The following is a 20162-nucleotide window of genomic DNA, read 5'->3' on the forward strand; positions in this document are numbered from 1 at the left end:
GTCTGATCATGAGCGAGATCCGCACCACCCTCATCACCGGCGGCAATTCGGGGATCGGCGAGGCCCTGGCGAAGAAGCTCGTCGCGCGCGGGCAGCGCGTGGTCTCGGTCGGGCTCGAGCAGCCCGGCTGGACACATGATCTGCTCGCGGCCTATCGCGCCGACCTCACCAATATCGAACAGACGCGTGCGATCGCGCAGGAGATCTGCCGGGATCACGCCGTCGACAGCCTGGTCCACAATGCCGGAATCATCCTGCCGAACCTGCTGCCCGACGCCAAGCCGGAAGACATATTGATGCTGGCGCAGTTGCATCTGGGCGCGCCGATGCTCCTGACCCAGGCGGCGCTGGAAGGGATGCGTGCGCGCCGCTTCGGGCGCATCGTGTTCGTCTCTTCGCGCGCCGCGATGGGGGCAGTGACGCGCTCGGCCTATTCGGCCACCAAGGCCGGCGTGCACGGCATGGCAAGGACTTGGGCGCTGGAGCTTGCCGCGAGCGGCATCACCGTGAATGTCGTCGCCCCGGGGCCGATCCTGACCGATAATTTCTGGGGCATCATCCCGAACGGCTCCGAGCAGCAGGAGCGGATGGCGCGCAACGTTCCGGTCGGGCGGCTCGGCTCGCGCGAGGACGTCGCGCACGCAATCTCGTTCTTCCTCGACGAGCACTCCGATTTCGTCACCGGCCAGGTGCTCTATGTCTGCGGCGGTACCAGCCTCGTCGGCCTCGGGCCTTGACGCGCGCGTTCTAGATCTGGTTCTGGCGGATATTCTCGACCATCTTGGCCAGCACGCGCGCGCAGACCTCGATGTCGTCGGGCTCGATGCCCGCGACCAGCCTGTCGTAATTGTTCGCCATGATCGGCCAGATCTTGCGCAGCAGCGCTTCGCCCTCCGGCGTCAGGGCGACGACGCGGCGGCGCTGGTCCTCCTCGGCGATCTCGCGCTTGACGAGGCCCGACGACACCATGGACTCCACCATGCGGCTTGCCGTCGACTGCTCGGTCACCGCGAGAACGGCGACCTCGTTGACCGTGAGCGTCCTGTAGATGAACAGCACCGACAGCGTCCGGAACACGACATTGTTGATGCCGTGCTCGCTCAAATCACGGTTCTGATCCAGGTTCCAGCGGTTGGCGAGCCGGTTGAACAGATACGGAATATAGGTTTGCAGCTGGTCCCTCGTCCTCGGCGGACCCGACTTCCATCTGCTCTTGGATTCTCTGGCCATTATCTCTTGCGACTTTGCTTCTTGCTCTCGGTATGAAGTTTCGAGGAAAGCGATTTGAGCACGGACAGCGCGGTGTCCAGCTCCCGGGCCGGGACGTTCTCGAGCCGTCTGGCGAGATGCTTCTTGTGGATTTCGGCCGCCTGCCGGAACAGCGCTTCGCCTTTCGGCGTCAGGCGCACGATGAAGGACCGCCGGTCCTCGCTCGACATCTCCCTGCTGATGAGGTCGTCGGCGAGAAGACGTTGCACCAGCCCCGAGACATTGCCGCCGGTCACCTTCAGGTTTTGCGACAATTGTCCGAGCGCGAGGCCCTCCCGGTAACGATCGAGCTGGGCCAGCACGTCGAATTTTGCCAGCGACAGGCCGAACTCCGAATTGAGCATCGAATTCAGCGAGGCGAACAGCTCACCATGCAGCGACAGCAATTGGAGCCAGAGCCGGGTTTCGATCTGCCCAGGGACGGGAACAACGTTCTCCTTGAGTGCTGCCGGCATCGCATGACCATCGAGTACAGAATGTCTCGTCGAGTGAAGGGAATTACTGCGGGTCGTTCGCTCCGATTAACAACCTGAGAATCGTAGTCAAGCGGTCTGATCCTGACCTCCAGCGGGGCGAACGGCAATCCAATCCTGCGTCCGGCGCCCGTGGAATCATGCGAAAGTCTTGATGGTCTGGATCACGCCGTCGAGCGCCGTTCCGGCGCTGTCCTTCAGGGCGGCCTCGCGCAGGCGGCGCGCCCAGTCGGCGGCATCCTCGCGGCGCTCCACCAGCTTGATCGCCGCGAGCGTCCTGTCGAATTTCGACAGCCCCCGGCTGTGGGTGTCTGAATAGCCTTTGACGAGGCGTCGGCATTGCAGGATCTCGACACCGAGCTGGTAATTGGTGCCGACCGCCTCGGTCGCGGCCTTGAGCCATGAATCCCGGTGCGCCGTCTCGATGGCGTGACGCAGCGAGCGGCGGCGCAGGCCGCGCATTCCGCCGACGACATAGAGGGCCAGGAACCAGGGCAGCGAGTAGGTTCGCACCCGGCGTCCCCGGTTGACGCGGCGATCGAGCCAGCCGAGCAGGCGCGGACGCGCGCCGAGCCAGCGGCCGAAGCCTGCCGGCAGCATGCCCATCACTTCCTCCATGCGGGGATGCATGAACTCGGTGGTCTGGAGCACCTGTCCATTCGACATCTCGAGCTCGCTCTCGATGCGGGCGCGGCGACCGGCGCGCGTCTTGAGGTCGGCGACGCGGATGACGTCGTCATAGGTCATCGCGTTGGCGAGGTACTTTGCCGCGGCTTCCGTGAAGGCATAGGTATGCGCGTCACCGCCGGCGTTTCGGTCGGCTGCGTGCAAGGTCTTGAGGATGTCGAGATATTCGCCGCCATAGGCGATGTCCTGGAAGTCGACGACCTTCCGCAAGCCTGCACGAGCCATGCCGAGTGCAGGCTCGGGCAACTCCTGATTCAATCTTGCGACAAGCTCGCCGAGCTGCGGATCGGGCGTCGTAGAAGAGGGGATAGTGTCGGCCGGTTTGGCTGGCGCGGGCGCCGCAACTTCGGTCGGGCCGGTCTTGACCCGCTCGAAGGCGGCCTCGAACGTCTCGACGCTGGCCTTGGCGCCTTTGCCGCCGGTGCGGATGACGTCGAGATAGCTGTCGCGGCTGAACGGCAGCACGCCCGCGCCTGCGAGCGCGCCGAACATGGCGGCCGAGATGACGCTGCCATGCGCGATCGCCAGCGCGTTCAGATCGAAGATGATCTCGGTCTTCGCCGCAATTCCGATGGCGCCGGTCACGGCACCGCCGTCGGCGATGCCGTTGCCCGGCGCGATCTTCTCGCCGATCGCAAACGAGCGGTGGTTGGACGCGATCAGCGTGGTGCGATCCGGCGTCACGAGGCCGCGCAGGATCGATCGACCGGCTTCCATGAATTCGGCCGCCATCACCACGTCGACGTCGCCGGGGGTGGGCATCAGCGACAGGATCGGCTTGCGGCCGTCGAGCGGCGGCATCGCCTCGATATAGTAGATGGTGGCGCCGGTGCGCTGGGCGACGCCGGGCACGGAGGTGGACTGCGCGACCCAGCCATGGTTCTCGGCGAGCTGAACGATCCAGTCGGTCAGGACGCCGCCGCCCTGGCCGCCCATCGCGACAATCGCGATCGAGATCGGCCGCTCCGTCGCTTCGCCTGCGGCGGGGAGGGCCAGCCGGACCGTCTCGTCCCTCATGCCAGTGCCTCGAGCGCCGGCCGACGGCGGTCGCGCCGACGCTGCAGCCAGCCGATCACGCTCATGGCGACCCTGGATTTGAACATGTCCCAGCGAGTCGGATTGTGGATGACGTCGGCTCGATAGAACGAGGGGCAGAGCACGGCGGCCTCGGAGACCTCGCCGCAATTGCCGCAGCCGACGCAGGAATTGTCGATCGCCGCGACCGGATCGTCGCGCAAGGGGTCGTCGAGCTGCTTCACCGACAGTGACGGGCAGCCGGAGAGGCGGATGCAGGCATGGTCGCCGGTGCAGACGTCTTCGTCGACGCCAAAGCGCTCCTTGACGATGCGCGTCCCGTCCTTGATCGCCTTGTTGATCTGCGGCTTCACGCGCCGCTGCTTGTTCAGCATGCATTCGGAGGACGCGACGATGACCTTCGGGCCTTCCTCTTTCGTCGTCAGCGCTTCCTTCAGCGTGTCGCGCATCTTGCCGACGTCGTAGGTGCGGTCGAGCTGGCGCACCCACTGGCCGCCGATGCCCTTCACCGCCTGCACGATCGAATTGTTGGTCTTGCGGCGCTTGTTGACCGCGCGCGAGGACAGGATGTCCTGACCGCCCGTCGCAGAAGTGTAGTAATTGTCGACGATGACGAACACGCCGTCATGCTTGTTGAACACGGCATTGCCGATGCCGCTGGTCAGTCCATTGTGCCAGAAGCCGCCGTCGCCCATCACCGCGATCGACCGCTTGTCCGCCTTGACGTTGAAGGCCGAGGTCGAGGCCGGGCCGAGGCCGAAGCCCATCGTGGTCGCGCCGATGTTGAAGGGCGGCAGGATCGAGAACAGATGGCAGCCGATGTCTGCGGAGACGTGGTGCTGGCCGAGCTCTTCCTCGACCAGCTTCATGGCGGCGAAGATCGGCCGTTCCGGGCAGCCGGTGCAAAGCCCGGGCGGGCGCGCCGGCACCACCTGCTTGAGCTTCTCGACCGCGGGGTGATTGAGCACGGGCGCTGCGTCCGGCGCCGGCGGCCGGTTGCCGAGCAGCCGCGGCTCGGTCTTCTCCAGGAATTCCCTGACGCCGCCGAGCAGCACCTGCGCGGTGTAGTCGCCGCCCATCGGCAGCACGTCCTTGCCGTGGACGCGCGCCTGGATGTCCTTGCGGCGTAAGACCGTATTGATCGCCTGCTCCAGATATTCCGGCTGGCCTTCCTCGACGATGAGAACGGCCTCCTTATCGATGCAGAATTCCGCAACCTCGGTGTCGATCACGGGGTAGGTGACGTTCATGATGTAGAGCGGGATCTGGGTGTTGCCATAGGCATCCGACAGCCCGAGATATTGCAGCGCGCGGATGACGTTGTTGTACATGCCGCCCTGCATGATGATGCCGACCTTGCCCTGCTTCGGCCCCATCCACTCATTCAGCTTGTTGTCCCGAATGAATCCGATAGCCGCGGGCATCCGCGTCTTGATCTTCTCCTGCTCGTGCTCATAGGCCGCCGGCGGCAGCACGATGCGGTTGACGTCACGCTTGGGATTGTTGAGCGCGTCCTTGATGGTGTGCGCCGGCCTGACATTGTCCTTGCAGGCGAAGCTGCCGTGCATGTGGCAGGCGCGCACGCGCACCTCCAGCATGACCGGCGTGTTGGAGACTTCGGAGAGCTCGAAGCCTTTCTCGATCAGATTGACGATGCATTCATGCTCGGGGCGGGGATCGAGCAGCCACATCTGCGACTTCATCGCGAAGGCGTGGGTACGCTCCTGCATGATGGAGGAGCCTTCGCCATAGTCCTCGCCGACGATGATCATGGTGCCGCCGGTGACACCGCCCGAGGCGAGGTTTGCGAGAGCGTCGGAGGCGACGTTGGTACCGACGGTCGACTTCCACGCCACCGCGCCGCGCAGGGGATACATCACCGATGCCGACAGCATCGCCGCGGCGGCGGCTTCGTTGGCCGAGCTCTGGAATACGACGCCGAGATCGTCGAGCACGTCCTTGGCGTCGGCCAGCACGTCCATCAGGTGCGAGATCGGCGAGCCCTGATAGCCGCCGACATAGGCGACCCCCGATTGCAGCAGCGCCTTGGTGATGGCGAGGATGCCTTCGCCGCGGAACGTGTCGCCATCGCCGAGCCTGAGATCCTCGACCTCGCGAGCAAAAGACCGTTCAGCCATTGCACCCTCCAGAAATATGCGATAGCATACGTTTACATGTGAAGTAAGTCAACGCCGCGCCATGCTATCACGCTTGCGGATGCTCTCTCCGACAAGGCGGTCATGAGCCAGCGACAGGGTAGGGCCGATGCTGAAGCTGCCTCGCTTTAAAGCTGCCGCCGTCCAGGCTTCACCAGTCTATCTCAACGCAAGCGCGACCGCGGAGAAGGCGGCTTCACTGGTCCGTGAGGCCGCAGCCGACGGGGCGAAGCTCGTCGCGTTCCCCGAAGTGTTCGTTCCCGGCTATCCTTATTGGAACTGGATCACCGATCCCGTCACCGGCAGTGCATGGTTCGAGAAGCTCGCCAAGGCGTCGGTGCTGGTGTCGGGGCCGGAGGTCGAAATCGTCCGCAAGGCCGCGCGCGATACGGGATGCCACGTCGTGCTCGGCGTGAACGAGCGCAGCCCGGTCTCGCTCGGCGCGATCTACAATACGCTGGTTTTCATCGGTCCTGACGGCGCCTTGCTCGGCAAGCATCGCAAGCTGGTGCCGACCTGGGCAGAGAAGCTGACCTGGACCGGCGGTGACGGGTCGAGCCTGCGCGTCTATGATACCGAGATCGGGCGTCTCGGAGGCCTGGCCTGCGGCGAGAACACCAACACGCTCGCGCGCTTTGCGCTGCTCGGGCAGGGCGAGCTCGTGCACGTCGCCAGCTATATCTCGCTTCCCGTCGCGCCCCCCGACTATGACATGGCGGAGGCGATCAAATTGCGCGCGATTGCCCACTCCTTCGAAGGCAAGATCTTCACGATCGTCTCTTGCTCGACCGTGTCGGAGGAGATCATCGCGGCGATGGAGACCGTCGTTCCCGACGCACGCGCACGCCTGCAACGGAAGTCGAGCGCATTCTCCGGCATCATCGGTCCGGACGGGCGCGTGGTCGGCGATCCCTTGATCGACGACGAAGGCATCGTCTATGCCGACATCGACCTCGAGCGTTGCATCCAGCCGAAGCAGATGCACGACATCGTCGGGCACTATAACCGGTTCGACATTTTCGATCTGCGGGTCAACCGTCGTCCACAGACGCCGCTCGGTCTGGCAGAGGCGGAAGCCGTCGCCGGACCGGAGCAGGCGGGCTTCGCGTCGATTCCAGGTCGAGCGGAATGACGGGCTGGCTCGCTTGAGGGTGCGGGATCATAAGACAGGACTTGGAGGATAGGATGCGCGAGAACGTGATCGGCCGGGCCAATGTCGAGGACACCCCCGAGCTCGAGGCCTATTACAAGGATCTCGAAAGGTACGAAGCCGGAGCGCTCTGGACCGTCGCCAACAAGATCGAGCCGTGGGCGCCGCAATCGGCCTCGGTTCCCGTGCTCTGGCGCTACAAGGATCTGCGCGAGCACGTGCTGCGCTCGGTCGAGCTGGTCTCGCCCGAGAAAGCCGGGCGGCGCGTGATCTATCTCAACAATCCCGGGCGGCGCGACGTGTCGGCCGCGGTCGGCTGGCTCTATTCCGGATTGCAGGTGATGCATCCCGGCGAGGTCGCCACGGCCCATGCCCACTCGGCCTCGGCGCTGCGCTTCATCATGGAGGGCGCGGGCGCCTACACCATCGTCGACGGTCACAAGATGACGCTGGGCGCGCGGGATTTCGTGCTGACGCCGAACGGCACCTGGCACGAGCATGGCGTCGAAGGCAACGGCTCGGTCTGCATCTGGCAGGACGGCTTGGACATCCCGCTCGTCAACGCGCTGGAAGCCAATTTCTTCGTCGTGCATCCGAACATCCAGCAGGAGCCGTCCGGCTATCCCGTGGACGACATGACCCGGACCTGGGGCAATCCCGGTCTTCGGCCGGCGGATTCGCGCTGGTCGAAGGATTATTCGCCGATGTTCAAATATGAGTGGGAGCCGACCTACGAGTCCTTGCAGAAATATGCGGCCGCGACCGATGGCTCGCCCTATGACGGCATCCTCATGAACTACGTCAACCCGGTCACCGGCGGGCACGTGATGCAGACGATCGGTGCGAGCATGCAGCTGCTGCGCCCCGGCGAGAAGACCAAGTCGCATCGGCACACCGGCAGCTTCATTTACCAGGTGGCCAAGGGACGCGGCTATTCGATCATCGGCGGCAAGCGGCTCGAATGGGAGGAGCGCGACATCTTCTGCGTTCCGTCCTGGGCCTGGCACGAGCATAGCAATGCCTCAGCGAGCGAGGATGCCTGCCTGTTCTGCTTCAACGACCTGCCCGTCATCGAGGGCCTGGGGCTCTATCGGGAAGAGGCCTATGGCGACAATGGCGGTTATCAGTCGGTTGCCGCCTGATAGGCCCTTGCAGAATTCAACCAGAACAGCCGGATAAAAGCCTTCATGCGTCTCGTCACCTACACCTTGGGCTCCAGCGGTGCCCGTCTTGGAGCCCTCGTCAATGGACTGGTCGTCGATGTCGAGCACCTTGGTGCGTCCAGCGGCGTGACATGGCCGGGTGATATGCTGTCGTTCATCGACAACAGCGTGACCCTGCTGCCTGCGCTTAAGGACGCACTGGCGGACGCCGATGGCCGCTTCCCGGCCGGCTCGGCGGTTGCGGTCGAGGATGTCAAGCTGCAGGCGCCGATCCCGCGGCCGCGGAAAAACATATTCGGCATCGGGCTGAACTACCGGGCGCATGTGGCGGAATCCGCCAAGAGCCTGGATACGGACAAGGACCTGCCGAAGCAACCGGTCGTCTTCTCCAAGCCGCCGACCTCCGTGATCGGCCCGGGCGCGGCGATCCAGCACAATGCGAAGATGACGCAGCAGCTCGACTGGGAGGTCGAGCTCGCCGTCATTATCGGCAAGACCGCAACGCGCATCGCGGCCGACAAGGCGATGGACCACGTCTTCGGCTATTCGGTGATGATCGACATTTCCGCGCGCGACAATCGCCGCGCCGGACAGTGGATTTTCTCCAAGGGCATGGACACTTATGCGCCGTTCGGCCCCTGCATCGTGACTGCGGACGAGATTGCCGATCCGCACGATCTGCGGCTGTGGCTGACCAAGAACGGGGTCACGAAGCAGGACTCCAACACCAAATATATGATCTTCGACATTCCGGTGCTGATATCGGACATTTCGTCGGGTATGACGCTCGAGCCGGGCGACATCATCGCGACCGGTACGCCTGAAGGCGTCGGCGCCGGCATGAGCCCGCAGGAATGGCTTTGGCCGGGTGACGTGGTCGAGGCCGGCGTCGACGGCGTCGGCGTCATCCGCCACCCCGTTGTTGCGATCTGATGACGAATTTTTCGTTCGATCGCGTGCTCAGGTTCGGAGACTGCGATCCCTCGGGGATCGCGTACTTCCCGTCCTATTTGAACATTCTCAACGGCGTCGTCGAAGATTTCTGGGCGCGGATCGGCTTTCCATGGCCGGAGCTGATCGCGGTCCGAAAGATCGGAACGCCCACGGTGCACCTGAACTGCGATTTCTCCCGGCCGTCGATGTTCGGCGATCTCCTGACATTCAAGCTGCGCATCATCAGGGTCGGTGGGTCATCTCTTCATCTCGAGCATGTCATCTCCGGCGCGAATGGCCCGCGCTGGCGCGCGCGCCAGATCCTTGCTGCGACCTCGCTGGTCGATCATCATGCGATCCCATGGCCCGATGACATTCGCCTCGCTCTGATGGCGCATGTGAGTGTGGGCGAGGGGACCGAGGCAACGCCCGCATGATCTCGCTGTTCATGACATTCTCCGATTCCACGGGCGAACGGCGACTCCGTCCCGATGAGGTTGCCGCTGTGGCGGAGCGCGTCGGATCGATCCCAGGCATGACCGAGGCCCTGCTGTTCACGCCGCTGGAACAGTCGGTCGACCATCCTTACAAGGCCGACGGCACCGGCCCCGCCTTTGCGCTTCAACTCCGGTTTCCCGACCTGTTCGCCTGCGAGGCGGCAATGGACCGCGGCGGCGTCCTCGCCAGCCTCGCAACAGGGGCCGGGCTATCCGGCCTCACCGGACTCGATGTCGCACACCAGGTGATGCTGACGCGCCCGTTTCCGGTCGATGTCGCAGAGCATCCGGCGGGAACGACCACCCCGTGCAGTTACCTCGTGCACTATCCCGGCCCGGCCGAGGATATGAACGCTTGGAACCTGCATTATCTGGAGCACCACCCGTCGATCATGCGGACCTTCCCGAACGTCCGCCAGATCGAGATCTACACCCGCATCGACTGGGTCGACCGGCTGCCGTCGCGGCGCGTCGAGCACATGCAACGCAACAAGCTGGTGTTCGACAGCCCGCAAGCCCTCGCGCACGCAATCGGCTCCGACGTGATCAAGCACATGCGTGCCGACTTCGTGAAATTCCCGCCATTCGCAGGCGGCAACAAGCATTTTCCGATGCTGACCAGAGTGGTGGGGGCGAGGTCCTAGGCCGCGTACCCGTAACCCGGGCGTGATGCGGCCAAAAGCAACGTCTGCTTTACTCCCTATAGCGACCGAGTTCGTGCGGCGGCGCAGTATGTCGCGATGGGCCCAAAGCGCAAAGCGCGGTCGGTGTTTGTTTTTTCGCACGCTGGAATTGGAGGCATCGACCATTTGGGGCCCTTGTCCGTTCCAATCGATGCGCAGCCGACAAAATGGGCGACGGCGTCGAACCGGGTTCGTCGGCTCGCGAATGACAGAAGAGGGCTGGCAACACGCGACAATTATAGTAGCGTTGTTGCAAGAAGAAGCGCGCGGCGGCTGAAACCGGGCGCAACAATAAAACAGGGAGGATTTTCAATGAAATTTCTCAAGGCTGCGGTTGCGGCCGGGCTTATAGTTGCGAGCTTTACGGGCCCCTCGCTTGCGCAGAACAAGCCGTCGGAGCTCAAAATCGGCATCACGACGTTCCTGTCGGGCCCTGCGTCAGTCTTCGGTGTGCCGGCGAAGGCCGCGGCGGAGATGATCGCGGAGGACCTCAACAAGAAGGGCGGCATCGGCGGCGTGCCGGTCAAGCTCTCCTTCATCGACGAAGGCGCGGGAGGCGAAGCGCTCGTCTCGAACTACCGACGCGTTGTGCAGGACGAAAAGGTCGATGCCACGTTTGCTTCGATCTCGTCGGGCAGCTGCACCCAGTTGGTGCCGGTCGCCGAAGACCTCAAAGTCATGAATTTCATGTGGGACTGCGGTGCGGCCTCCATCCTCGAAACCAAGAAGTACCGCTACAATTTCCGGACTCAGGCGAACGGCACGCCGGAAATGCTGGCCGTGCTCCTTTACCTGCTCAAGACCAAACCCGACTTCAAGACGATCGCGGTGGTCAATCAGGATTATGCATGGGGTCGGGAGAGCTGGGAGATCTTTTCGACCGCGCTCAAGGCGATGAAGCCGGACGTGCAAGTCGTCGCGGAGCTCTTCCCGAAGTTCGGCGCACCGGACTATTCCACTGAGGTTTCCCGTCTGTTGGCGCTGCGGCCGGATGTGGTCCTGACCACGTCCTGGGGTGGAGATCTCGACACGCTGGTCCGCCAGGCCGGTCAGCGCGGCCTGTTGCAGCAGTCGACCTTCGTGCTCGGGATCGGCGAATCATCGATCCAGCGGTTGGGCAAAGACCTGCCTGAAGGACTGATCGTCGGCGCACGCGGAGACCACTGGTTCCTGCATCCCGAGAAGAAGAACGACGCGGCCTTCAAGGCGTTCAATGAAGCCTTCAAGGCGAAGACCGGTGCCTGGCCGATCTACCCGGTCTATCACATGGCGCAGGCGTTCAAGGCCCTGCAGACCGCCTACGACAAGGCGATCAAGTCCAACGGCGGCAACTGGCCCACGCGCGAACAGGTCGTCGACGCGACGGCGGGGATCGAGTTCGCCACCGGCTTCGGCCGTCCGATTACGCTGCGGCCCGAGGACAACCAGGGTCTCGAAGCTCAGCTGGTCGGCGTCACCAAGTCCGTTCCGGGGTACGACTTCAAGCTGCTCGACAACATGATGATCTTCGATCCGAAGATGATCACCAACCCGGCGGGCGTACGGTCGGTCGAGTGGCTCAAGACGCTCAAGCCGGACTTCATCAAGATGGACGTGCCGATCTTCAAAGCTCAGTAAGGGCACGCTGGACTTTTGATCCCGTCCTCCGAGCCGCGTCCCGGAGGACGGACCTTTTCCGAAGGCCATCATGAACTCGACACTTGCTATCTTGGCGATCCTCGATGGGATCAGCTACGCCGCACTGGTGTTCCTGGTCTCGGTCGGGCTCAGCCTGATTTTCGGCGTGCTGCGCGTGGTCAACGTCGCGCACGGGTCGCTGTACGCGTTCGGCGCCTACCTGGCTGCGACGTTCAGCCTTGCAGTGGCGCCGATATCGCCTTGGCTCACCTATCCCGCGCTGCTGGCCGCCTCCATCGTGATCGGCCTCGTATGCGGCGGTTTCATCGAACGGTTTCTGCTGCGACCGCTCTCCGGACAGCAGGACGTCCTCCAGCTTCTGATCACTTTCGCCGCCTTCATGATCATGGACAACCTGCAGCGTCTGATCTGGGGCGTGCAGCCCATCTTCGCCGCGGAGCCGTTGAGACTACTTCCCAACATCGTCGTGTTCGGCGTCAGCTACACGTCATACCAGGTCATTCTGCTGCCCGGCGTCGCCCTGGCGACGCTGTTCGGGCTCCGCTACTTCCTGCGCAGGACGCTGTCGGGAGCGGTGATCCTCGCGGTCACGGAGGACCGCGAAGCTTCGACGGCCATCGGGATTGACGCAAAACGCGTATATTTCGTCACCTTCGTCATCGGCGCGAGTCTGGCCGCGTTGGGAGGAGCGCTGGCCTCGCCGACCACCTCGCTGGTCCCCGGTATGGGCGCCGACATGATCGTGCTTTCCTTTGCCGTCGCTGCGACCGCGGGTCTCGGCCAGATCGAGGGCACCGCGCTCACCGCGCTGATGATCGGCCTGACCCGTGCCTTCGTGATCTATCTCCAGCCGGAATTCGAAGTTCTCGTTCCCTATCTGCTGATGGTGCTGGTGCTTCTGGTGCGTCCGTTCGGCCTGTTCGGCGCGGTGCAGGTCAGGAAAATATGATGAGCGGTCGCATCAAGCCGGTCACGACGATCGCGATCATCTTCTTTCTGGTCAGCGCCGTCGCGCCCCTTTTGGTATCGAGCTGGGCGACCGTGTTCGCGTTGATCCTCGCGAAGGGCATCGTCGTTCTCGGTATCATTCTTCTGCTGCAGGCGGGGCAGGTGTCGTTCGGACATGCAATGTTCTTCGCCACCGGGGCGTATACCGCGGCGTTCTGGGGCAAGTACGTCGGTGGCGGCGACATCGTGCTCTTCATCGCGCTGGGCGGCATAACCTCCGCCGTCTTCGGCCTCATCGTCGGGCTCTTCGTCGTGCGCTACCGGGAGATCTTTTTCGGAATGCTGAATCTGGCGTTTTCGATGGTGCTGTGGTCGCTGCTGGAGAAGATGTTTCATTACACCAACGGCGCCGACGGCATCCGGGTCCCTCGTCCGGCCCTGTTGGGGCTGTCGTTTACGCCCGAAACCTTCCAGTACGTCATTCTTTACGTGAGCCTCTTGATCGCGGTCGTCGCCTTCTACGGCGTGCAACGCTATCTCGATAGCCCGCTCGGACACATGCTGCGTGCCATCAAGTCGAACGAGACCCGGCTCGAGTACCTCGGGATGTCCGCACGGCGCGTGCTTCTGATAGGCTACGTGATCTCGGCTTTTCTCGGCGGCATCGGCGGCACGCTGGTGGCGATCATCCAGCAGATCGCCACGCCCGAGTTCGGGTTCTGGACGAAGTCGGGCGAGTTCGTCTTTATCGCGATCCTCGGCGGCAGCGCCCACTCTTTCGGAGCGTTCGCCGGCGCGGCGATGTTCGAGTGCGTGCGCTTCTATGCTGCGGCCCACCTGGCCGACACCTGGCAGCTGATCCTCGGCGTGGTCTTGATCGTCATCATTCTCTATGCGCCTAACGGACTGATAGGTCTCAGGCAGCGCTACGGCCAGGCGAAGCAGGGAGGACATTGATGACCAACGTCCTCCTTTCCGCGAAGGGCATCAAGATCCGGTTCGGTGGCGTCGTCGCCGCCGACGGTATCGATCTGGACGTGCTCCAAGGCGAGAACCTCGCGATCATCGGACCGAACGGCGCCGGAAAGACCACCTTCCTCAACATCTCGACGGGCTATCTGCGGCCGCAGGCCGGAAGCATCACCTTCCTGGGGCAGGAAATCACTGCTCAGCTCCCGCGCACGATCACCAAGCTCGGCATCGCGCGGGCCTTTCAGATACCGCAGCTTTTTCTTGATCAGACTGTGATGGAGAACATGCTGATCGCCGCGGCCTCGCGGCTGGGAAGCCCTTCCGGCTTCACGGCTCTTTCCGCCCTGCCTGAGCTGCCTGAAATGGAGCGCCTTCTGGATCTCGTCGGCGTCAAGTCGTACGCGTCTCGCAAGGCGAGGGAGCTTCCCGAGGGACAACGCAAGCTGGTCGACATCGCTCTGGCGCTCGCGCTGAAGCCCAGACTGCTGCTGATGGACGAGCCCACCTCGGGCGTCGCCTCCGCCGAGAAGCTGGAGATCATGGACATCCTGACGTCCGCGCTCGCCAAGGAGAAGGTGACTTCGGTCTTCGTCGAGCACGACATGGACATGGTGGAGCGCTATGCCCATCGAGTCGCGGTGTGGAACGTCGGGAAGATCCAAAAGGTCGGCACGCCGGCGGAGGTTCTGGCCGATCCCAAGGTCCGCGAACAGGTGATCGGCATATGACGGCGATGCTGGATTTCGAGAACGTCAATGTCGCGATCGCCGATGCGCCGGTGCTGCGCAGCGTCAGCTTCTCGCTGCCGCCGGGCGCGACCGCCGCGCTCATCGGGCGAAACGGCGCCGGCAAGACCACGACGGTACGGACCATCATGGGCTTCACGAAGGCGAGCGGCACCGTGCGCCTGGGCGGTCAGAACCTGGGGCATGTTCCTCCGCACCGACGGCCCTTCTTAGGCATCGGCTACGCCCCCGAGGACCGTCGTCTCTTCTCGGCCTTTACGGTGGAAGAAAACATTCTTTTGCCCGCTCGCGTCGCGAAACTTAGCGCGGAAGAGGCGCGCCGGCGGCTGGAGCGAGCCTACTCCGTCCTGCCGGAGCTCGAGGAACTGGCGGGTCGCCCGGCGGGCTCCGTCTCGGGCGGCCAAGGCAAGATGGTCGCGCTCGGGCGCGCCCTGATGCTGGGCACCCGCCTCGTCATTCTGGACGAGCCGTTCCAGGGTCTCGCCCCTGTGCTGGCGCAGAGGTATGCCGAGGCGCTGCGTCGGCTTCGTTCGCATGACCGGGACATTACCCTGCTGATCACGGAGTCGAACCCAAAGCTGCTCGAGACCTTCGCCGACGTGACGCTGACGATCGAGCGCGGCGAAATCGAAAGCCGGGTCCTTGCGTAGCGCTCGCCCGGTTCGGCGGGCAAAAAAGACGGTCAAACCAAGCTCCACGAGTTGCTCAACTCGCACCAACTGGAATTGGGGCGATGATGGCATTATGCCCCTGTTTTGCCCGACGGAACAAGGGGTTTTCGTAAAATCCGCAAGACTCGCCGCCAAGTCATTGAAATCGCTGTCACCGGCTACTGTGCATGGGGTTGTTTTCGACGTTTTGTGTTTTCAGCGAGCGGGGCCTGATCCAGGCCGGCGCTAGTGTCCGCCGAGATAGGCTGTGATCAGCCGGGGATCGTGGATGAGATCCTTGGCGAGGCCCGACTGCACGATCTCGCCGGTCTCGAGCACATAGCCGTAATCGGCCGTCTCCAGCGCGGCGCGGGCGTTCTGCTCGACCAGCAGGATCGAGACGCCGAGGTCGCGCAGCGAGGCGATGGTGCGGAAGATCTCGCGCACGATCAGCGGTGCGAGGCCGAGGCTCGGCTCGTCGAGCATGAGCAGCTTCGGCTTGGCCATCAGCGCGCGCCCGAGCGCCAGCATCTGGCGCTCGCCGCCGGAGAGGGTGCCGGCGGCCTGGCGCTGCCGCTCCTTCAGGCGCGGAAAGCGATCATAGACCTCGTCCAGCGTCTTCTGGACGCCCGAGCGGTCGCGCAGGCTGTAGGAGCCGAGCAGGAGATTGTCGGCGACCGACATGTCGGAGAACAGCTCGCGCTTCTCCGGCACGAGGCACAGCCGACGCTCGACGCGGTCCTCGACGGACATCCTGCCGATGTCGTTGCCCTGAAAGACGAGGCGGCCGCGGGAGGCGAGCAATCCGATAGCGGCCATCAGCAGCGTGGTCTTGCCGGCGCCGTTCGGGCCGATCACGGTGACGATCTGGCCTTCCTCGACCGACAGCGAGACGTTGCGGACCGCTTCGACATTGTCGTAGCAGACGGTCACATCCGTCATGGAAAACATCTCGCTCACGCGACGCCTCCGAGATAGGCCTCTTGAACCCGTTCGTCGCTCCGGATCGCGGCGGGCGCGCCCTCGCAGAGCTTGGAGCCGAAGTCGAGCACGACGATGCGGTCGACCAGCGACATCACGAACTCCATGTCATGTTCGACGATCAGGATGGTCAGATGGTCCGACCGCAGCGAGCGGAGCAGCTCCGCAAGCCTGAGCTTCTCCTGGCGGCGCAGGCCCGCGGCCGGCTCGTCCAGCACCAGCAGCGCCGGGTCTGCGGCGAGAGCGCGCGCGATCTCCAGGATGCGCTGGTTGCCGAGCGGCAGATTGCCCGCGAGCTCGAACGGCTTGTCGCCGAGCCCGACGCGCTCGAGCTGCTTCAAGGCCTCGTGCCGGGTGCTGGCTTCCTCGCGCTGGTTGAGGCGGAGGGCGCCGGCGAACAGGCCCGTGCTGGTGCGGGCGTAGGTGCCGAGCATGACGTTCTCGAGCAGGCTCATGCGCGGCCGCAGCTTCACATGCTGGAAGGTCCTGGCGATTCCGCCCCTCGCGATGCGGGATTGTGGGTCGCGCGTGATGGCGCGGCCGGCAAAGACGATCTCGCCCTTGTTGACCCTGAGCGCGCCCGTCAGGCAGTTGAACATCGTGCTCTTGCCGGCGCCGTTCGGGCCGATGACGGCGAGGATCTCGCCGGAGCGGACCTCGAAGCTGACATTGTTGACCGCGACGAGACCGCCGAACCGCCGCTCGGCGCCGTCGACCTTCAGAAGCAGTTCGCCCGGTTTCGGCTGGGGACGGCGGGGCAGGGGCGGGGCGGCTGGCGGCCGTTCGCGCTTGATCTTCGGTAAGTAGCGCGCGACGAACGGCACGATGCCCTGCCGCGCCCATTGCAGGAACAGGATGAACAGCGCGGAGAAGGCGACGATCTCGAGCTGGCCGGACGCGCCCTTGGCGATCAGCGGCAGATAGTCCTGCACGCTGTTCTTGAGCAAGGTGACGATAGCGGCGCCCACGACGCCGCCGAGCAGGCTGCCGGCGCCGCCGACCATCGACATCATCAGATATTCGATGCCCATGCCGGCCTCGAACGGGCCCGGGCTGATGAAGCGGCTCATATGGGCGTAGAGCCAGCCGGAGAGCGAGGCGAGGAAGGCCGCGATCACGAAGGTCACGAGCTTGATCCGGAAGGCGTTGATGCCGAGGCTTTCGACCAGGATATTGCCGCCGCGCAGCGCGCGCATGGCACGGCCGACCCGGGAGTCCAGGAGATTGTATCCGAGGAAAAGCACCACGACGACGATGCCCCAGATCAGGAAATAGATCTGGGCGCTCGAGACGAGCGCGAGTGATCCGATACTGATCGGCGGGATCGACGAGATGCCGTTGAAGCGCCCGAGCCCCTCGACATTGCCGAACAGGAAGCCGATGGCGAGCCCCCAGGCGACGGTCGAGAGCGACAGGAAATGGCCCTGGAGCCGCAACGTGACGACGCCGAGGATGGTCGCGACGCCGCAGGTCAGCGCCACCCCGAACACGAGGCCGAGCCACGGGGAATATCCATTCAGAGCAGAGACCCAGGCCGTGGCATAAGCCGCGACGCCGACGAAGGCGGCCTGTCCAAATGACACGATGCCGCCGACGCCGGTGAGCAGGGCAAGGCCGATCGCGACCAGCGAATAGATGCCGATATAGTTCATCAACGTGATGCTGAAGGGGTTGAGGACGAATGGCGCGAGCGCGAGGCACGCTACCGCCGCCACCGCCGCGAGCTGAACGTGAAGGCGCGTCATTCCTCGATCTCCTCCTCGGAATGCAGCGAGGCGAGGGATCGCCAGATCAGGATCGGGATCAGAAGCGAGAACACGATGACATCCTTCAGCGCGCTGCTCTCGAAGGATGCGAAGCTTTCGAGGATACCGACGCCGACCGCGCCGATGGCCGCGCCGGGATAGCTCGTCATGCCGCCGACGATGGCGCCGACGAAGGCCTTGAGGCCGAGCAGGAAGCCGGAATCGTAGAATATGGTGTTGACGGGCGCGATCAGGATTCCGGAGACGCCGGCCATCAGCGAGCCCAGGAGATAGGCGATGGTGCCGGCGCGGGCGGGACGTATGCCCATCAGGCGGGAGCCGGTCCGGTTCACGGCCGTCGCGCGGAGCGATTTACCGACCAGCGTGAAGTCGAAGAAGAGATAGAGCAGGCCAGAGAAGACGAGGGCTGCGATCACGATCAGCATGGTCTGGCCCGAGATCAGCACGCCCGCAAACTCGGTCGACAATGACGTCAGCGGCTCGGTCCTGACACCCTCGGGACCGAAGAAGAGCAGCCCAAGGCCGACCAGCGCGAAGTGCAGGGCGACGGAAACGGTCAGGAGCAGCAGCACCGTTCCGTCCGCAATGGGACGGAAGACGATCCGGTCCAGCAGCGGGGAGATGGGGGTGATCAGCATCAAGGCCAGCACGAGCCTGATGGCGAGCGGCGGCTCGGCGCGCATGGTCAGCCAGGCGAGGCCAACCACGGCCAGCGGCAACGCGAGGTAGAAGAAGAGCGCGCGCGGAACCAGCCGACGCTCGCCGTTGCGCAGCAGCGAGACGATTTCGATCAGGGTTGCGAGGCACGCGAGGATGACGACCAGCGCGCCCGTGCCGGGAAAGCGCTTCGCGTCGAGCGCCGCCAGCGTCAGCGCGGTGAAGGCGGCGATGTCGCCAAAGGGAATGAAGATGACCCGTGTCACCGTGAAGATGAGGACCGTCCCGATCGCCACCAGCGCGTAGACTGCGCCGGTGGCGATCCCATCGATCGCAAGAATGGCTGCGATGTCGCTCGTCATTGAGAACGCCGTCCCCTTGTTCTGGTGGCCTGGCCTGTCCGACTACGGCGCGTATTTCCAGGCGCCGCCCGTCAGGCGCACCACGACCAGCGCGCGCTCATCGACGCCGGTCACCGAGCCGGGCTTGAAGTTGTAGATGGCGTGCACGCCGGGCAGCTCCTTGGTGCTGAGGATCGCGTCCCGCAGGGCGGCGCGAAATTCCGCCGTGCCGGGCTTCGCCGTCTTGAGCGCGCGCTCCGCTGCGTTGGCGAAGATCAGCCAGGCGTCGAAGGAGTAGGCCGAGAAGCCGTCGGTGGTCGGGATGTTATGGACCTTCTGGTAGACGCTGCGGAAATCCAGCGCGATCTTCTTGGCGAAATGTTCGTCGGGCAGCTGCTCGGCCACGATGACCGGGCCGGCGGAGACCTGGATGCCTTCGGCCGCCTTGCCGCCGACGTTCACGAAGTCCGGATTGACGAGCGCCACCGTGCCGTAGGTGTTTCCCTTGAAGCCGCGCTCCGCGAGGCTGAGGAGCGGCAGTGCGCCTTGCGTCCCCGAGCCGCCGTCCAGCACGGCGTCCGGCCGCGCCGCGAGCACTTTGAGGATCTGCGCGGTGACCGAAGTGTCGGTGCGCGCATAGCGCTCGTTGGTCTGGATCTTGACGCCGCCGGCGGCCTCCGCCGCCTTGGCGCCGTTGTAGACGAGGTCCCCCCAGGCGTCGGAGAAGCCGATATAGCCGATGTTCTTCATGCCATCGCGCTTCATGCGATCGGCGATGATCTTGACGAGGAGGGACGCAGGCTGCGGCACCGACACCACCCACTGCTCGGGAGTTTCCGGCAGTTTGCCGATCGGCGAGACCGCGATCATCGGCACTTTCAATTCGCTCGCCACCGCCGCCATGGCGATGGTCGAGGGCGCGGTCGCGGTGCCTATCAGGAGGTCGACCTTCTCTTCTTCCACCAGCTTGCGCCCGTTGCGGGTCGCGGCCGACGGGTCGGAGCCGTCGTCGAGCTGGATTAGACGGATGGTCTCGCCGTTGACGGTCTTCTTGTATTCATAGGCCGCGTTGATGCCACGCCCGTAGGGGATGCCGATCGACGAGCCGTTGCCGCTGAGCGAGGTCACGAAGCCGATGGTGATATCGGCCCGCGCGGCGGGGGCTGTGACGATGCCGGCGGCAAGTGCAAGTAAACTCAGAGTCTTGCGCATATGCGTTGTCCTCCGTTGATGCTGGATAGGAATGCTTCGATGCTGCCGCACGGGGTCCCCGAACGACGAACCGACCGATTGAAAACATTGCTGCGGCGCCAAATACCGGGCGCGACCGAAGAGAGTGTGCTCCGGGCGCTCAGCAGCCATGATGTTGCGTGCCGCGCGAACGATAGGCCCACCGGCACATGCAAGCGGGCCTTTT

At 64.2% G+C, this 20162-nt stretch carries 19 protein-coding genes; 11 read left to right on the forward strand and 8 right to left on the reverse strand.

The window, feature by feature from the left end:
* Window positions 1-8 precede the first annotated feature (8 nt).
* Entirely contained in the window at window positions 9-737 is a 729-nt protein-coding gene (locus I6F09_RS00320) for an SDR family oxidoreductase (protein WP_225187227.1), read from the forward strand.
* Window positions 738-747: 10 nt separating this feature from the next.
* Here I6F09_RS00320 and I6F09_RS00325 read toward each other — a convergent pair whose 3' ends face one another.
* The 4 genes from I6F09_RS00325 to I6F09_RS00340 form a co-directional block, all read right to left on the reverse strand.
* Entirely contained in the window at window positions 748-1230 is a 483-nt protein-coding gene (locus tag I6F09_RS00325; protein ID WP_057029875.1) for a MarR family winged helix-turn-helix transcriptional regulator, read from the reverse strand.
* Entirely contained in the window at window positions 1230-1724 is a 495-nt protein-coding gene (locus I6F09_RS00330; protein ID WP_225155790.1) for a MarR family transcriptional regulator, read from the reverse strand. The genes I6F09_RS00325 and I6F09_RS00330 overlap by 1 nt, the downstream gene beginning before the upstream one ends.
* A 156-nt stretch (window positions 1725-1880) precedes the next feature.
* Entirely contained in the window at window positions 1881-3446 is a 1566-nt protein-coding gene (locus I6F09_RS00335; RefSeq protein WP_225187228.1) for an indolepyruvate oxidoreductase subunit beta family protein, read from the reverse strand.
* On the reverse strand, window positions 3443-5602 hold the full coding sequence (locus tag I6F09_RS00340; protein ID WP_225137888.1) for an indolepyruvate ferredoxin oxidoreductase subunit alpha: 2160 nt from the start codon (window positions 5600-5602) through the stop codon (window positions 3443-3445). The genes I6F09_RS00335 and I6F09_RS00340 overlap by 4 nt, the downstream gene beginning before the upstream one ends.
* A 127-nt stretch (window positions 5603-5729) precedes the next feature.
* On the opposite strand from I6F09_RS00340, the gene I6F09_RS00345 reads away from it, so the two are divergent.
* From I6F09_RS00345 to I6F09_RS00390, 10 genes are all read left to right on the forward strand, one after another.
* On the forward strand, window positions 5730-6752 hold the full coding sequence (locus I6F09_RS00345; RefSeq protein ID WP_225187229.1) for a carbon-nitrogen hydrolase family protein: 1023 nt from the start codon (window positions 5730-5732) through the stop codon (window positions 6750-6752).
* Between the two features lie 53 nt (window positions 6753-6805).
* Window positions 6806-7912, forward strand: a complete 1107-nt coding sequence (locus tag I6F09_RS00350; RefSeq protein ID WP_225187230.1) for a cupin domain-containing protein — start codon at window positions 6806-6808, stop codon at window positions 7910-7912.
* A gap of 45 nt (window positions 7913-7957) precedes the next feature.
* Window positions 7958-8866 (forward strand): fumarylacetoacetate hydrolase family protein, encoded by a 909-nt coding sequence (locus tag I6F09_RS00355; RefSeq protein ID WP_036013397.1) that lies wholly within the window; start codon window positions 7958-7960, stop codon window positions 8864-8866.
* A complete protein-coding gene (locus I6F09_RS00360; RefSeq protein WP_225149416.1) occupies window positions 8866-9303 on the forward strand; it encodes a thioesterase family protein in 438 nt (145 codons plus the stop codon). Before I6F09_RS00355 ends, I6F09_RS00360 begins: the two co-directional genes overlap by 1 nt.
* A complete protein-coding gene (locus I6F09_RS00365; RefSeq protein WP_225187231.1) occupies window positions 9300-10007 on the forward strand; it encodes a hypothetical protein in 708 nt (235 codons plus the stop codon). The genes I6F09_RS00360 and I6F09_RS00365 overlap by 4 nt, the downstream gene beginning before the upstream one ends.
* Before the next feature lie 351 nt (window positions 10008-10358).
* Window positions 10359-11663, forward strand: a complete 1305-nt coding sequence (locus I6F09_RS00370; RefSeq protein WP_225187232.1) for an ABC transporter substrate-binding protein — start codon at window positions 10359-10361, stop codon at window positions 11661-11663.
* Between the two features lie 70 nt (window positions 11664-11733).
* A complete protein-coding gene (locus I6F09_RS00375; RefSeq protein ID WP_225187233.1) occupies window positions 11734-12633 on the forward strand; it encodes a branched-chain amino acid ABC transporter permease in 900 nt (299 codons plus the stop codon).
* Window positions 12633-13589, forward strand: a complete 957-nt coding sequence (locus tag I6F09_RS00380; RefSeq protein ID WP_225187234.1) for a branched-chain amino acid ABC transporter permease — start codon at window positions 12633-12635, stop codon at window positions 13587-13589. The genes I6F09_RS00375 and I6F09_RS00380 overlap by 1 nt, the downstream gene beginning before the upstream one ends.
* Window positions 13589-14332: an ABC transporter ATP-binding protein gene (locus I6F09_RS00385; protein ID WP_225112763.1), complete on the forward strand. Its 744-nt coding sequence runs from the start codon at window positions 13589-13591 to the stop codon at window positions 14330-14332. The genes I6F09_RS00380 and I6F09_RS00385 overlap by 1 nt, the downstream gene beginning before the upstream one ends.
* Window positions 14329-15000: an ATP-binding cassette domain-containing protein gene (locus tag I6F09_RS00390; protein WP_225187235.1), complete on the forward strand. Its 672-nt coding sequence runs from the start codon at window positions 14329-14331 to the stop codon at window positions 14998-15000. The genes I6F09_RS00385 and I6F09_RS00390 overlap by 4 nt, the downstream gene beginning before the upstream one ends.
* Window positions 15001-15246: 246 nt before the next feature.
* Here I6F09_RS00390 and I6F09_RS00395 read toward each other — a convergent pair whose 3' ends face one another.
* Genes I6F09_RS00395 through I6F09_RS00410 form a run of 4 tightly spaced genes read right to left on the reverse strand, consistent with a single transcriptional unit; the run spans window position 15247 to window position 19957 of the window.
* On the reverse strand, window positions 15247-15960 hold the full coding sequence (locus tag I6F09_RS00395) for an ABC transporter ATP-binding protein (RefSeq protein WP_225145821.1): 714 nt from the start codon (window positions 15958-15960) through the stop codon (window positions 15247-15249).
* Window positions 15957-17726 (reverse strand): branched-chain amino acid ABC transporter ATP-binding protein/permease, encoded by a 1770-nt coding sequence (locus tag I6F09_RS00400; RefSeq protein WP_225187236.1) that lies wholly within the window; start codon window positions 17724-17726, stop codon window positions 15957-15959. Before I6F09_RS00400 ends, I6F09_RS00395 begins: the two co-directional genes overlap by 4 nt.
* Window positions 17723-18766, reverse strand: coding sequence for a branched-chain amino acid ABC transporter permease (locus I6F09_RS00405; protein WP_225187237.1), 1044 nt, complete (start codon window positions 18764-18766; stop codon window positions 17723-17725). Before I6F09_RS00405 ends, I6F09_RS00400 begins: the two co-directional genes overlap by 4 nt.
* A 42-nt stretch (window positions 18767-18808) precedes the next feature.
* Window positions 18809-19957 carry an ABC transporter substrate-binding protein gene (locus I6F09_RS00410; RefSeq protein ID WP_225187238.1) on the reverse strand — a complete coding sequence of 383 codons (1149 nt, stop codon included), beginning with the start codon at window positions 19955-19957 and terminating at the stop codon, window positions 18809-18811.
* Between the last annotated feature and the right edge of the window lie 205 nt (window positions 19958-20162).

Origin of the sequence: Bradyrhizobium sp. IC3195 (assembly GCF_020193585.1) — a bacterium.
GTDB classification, from domain to species: Bacteria; Pseudomonadota; Alphaproteobacteria; order Rhizobiales; family Xanthobacteraceae; genus Bradyrhizobium; species Bradyrhizobium yuanmingense.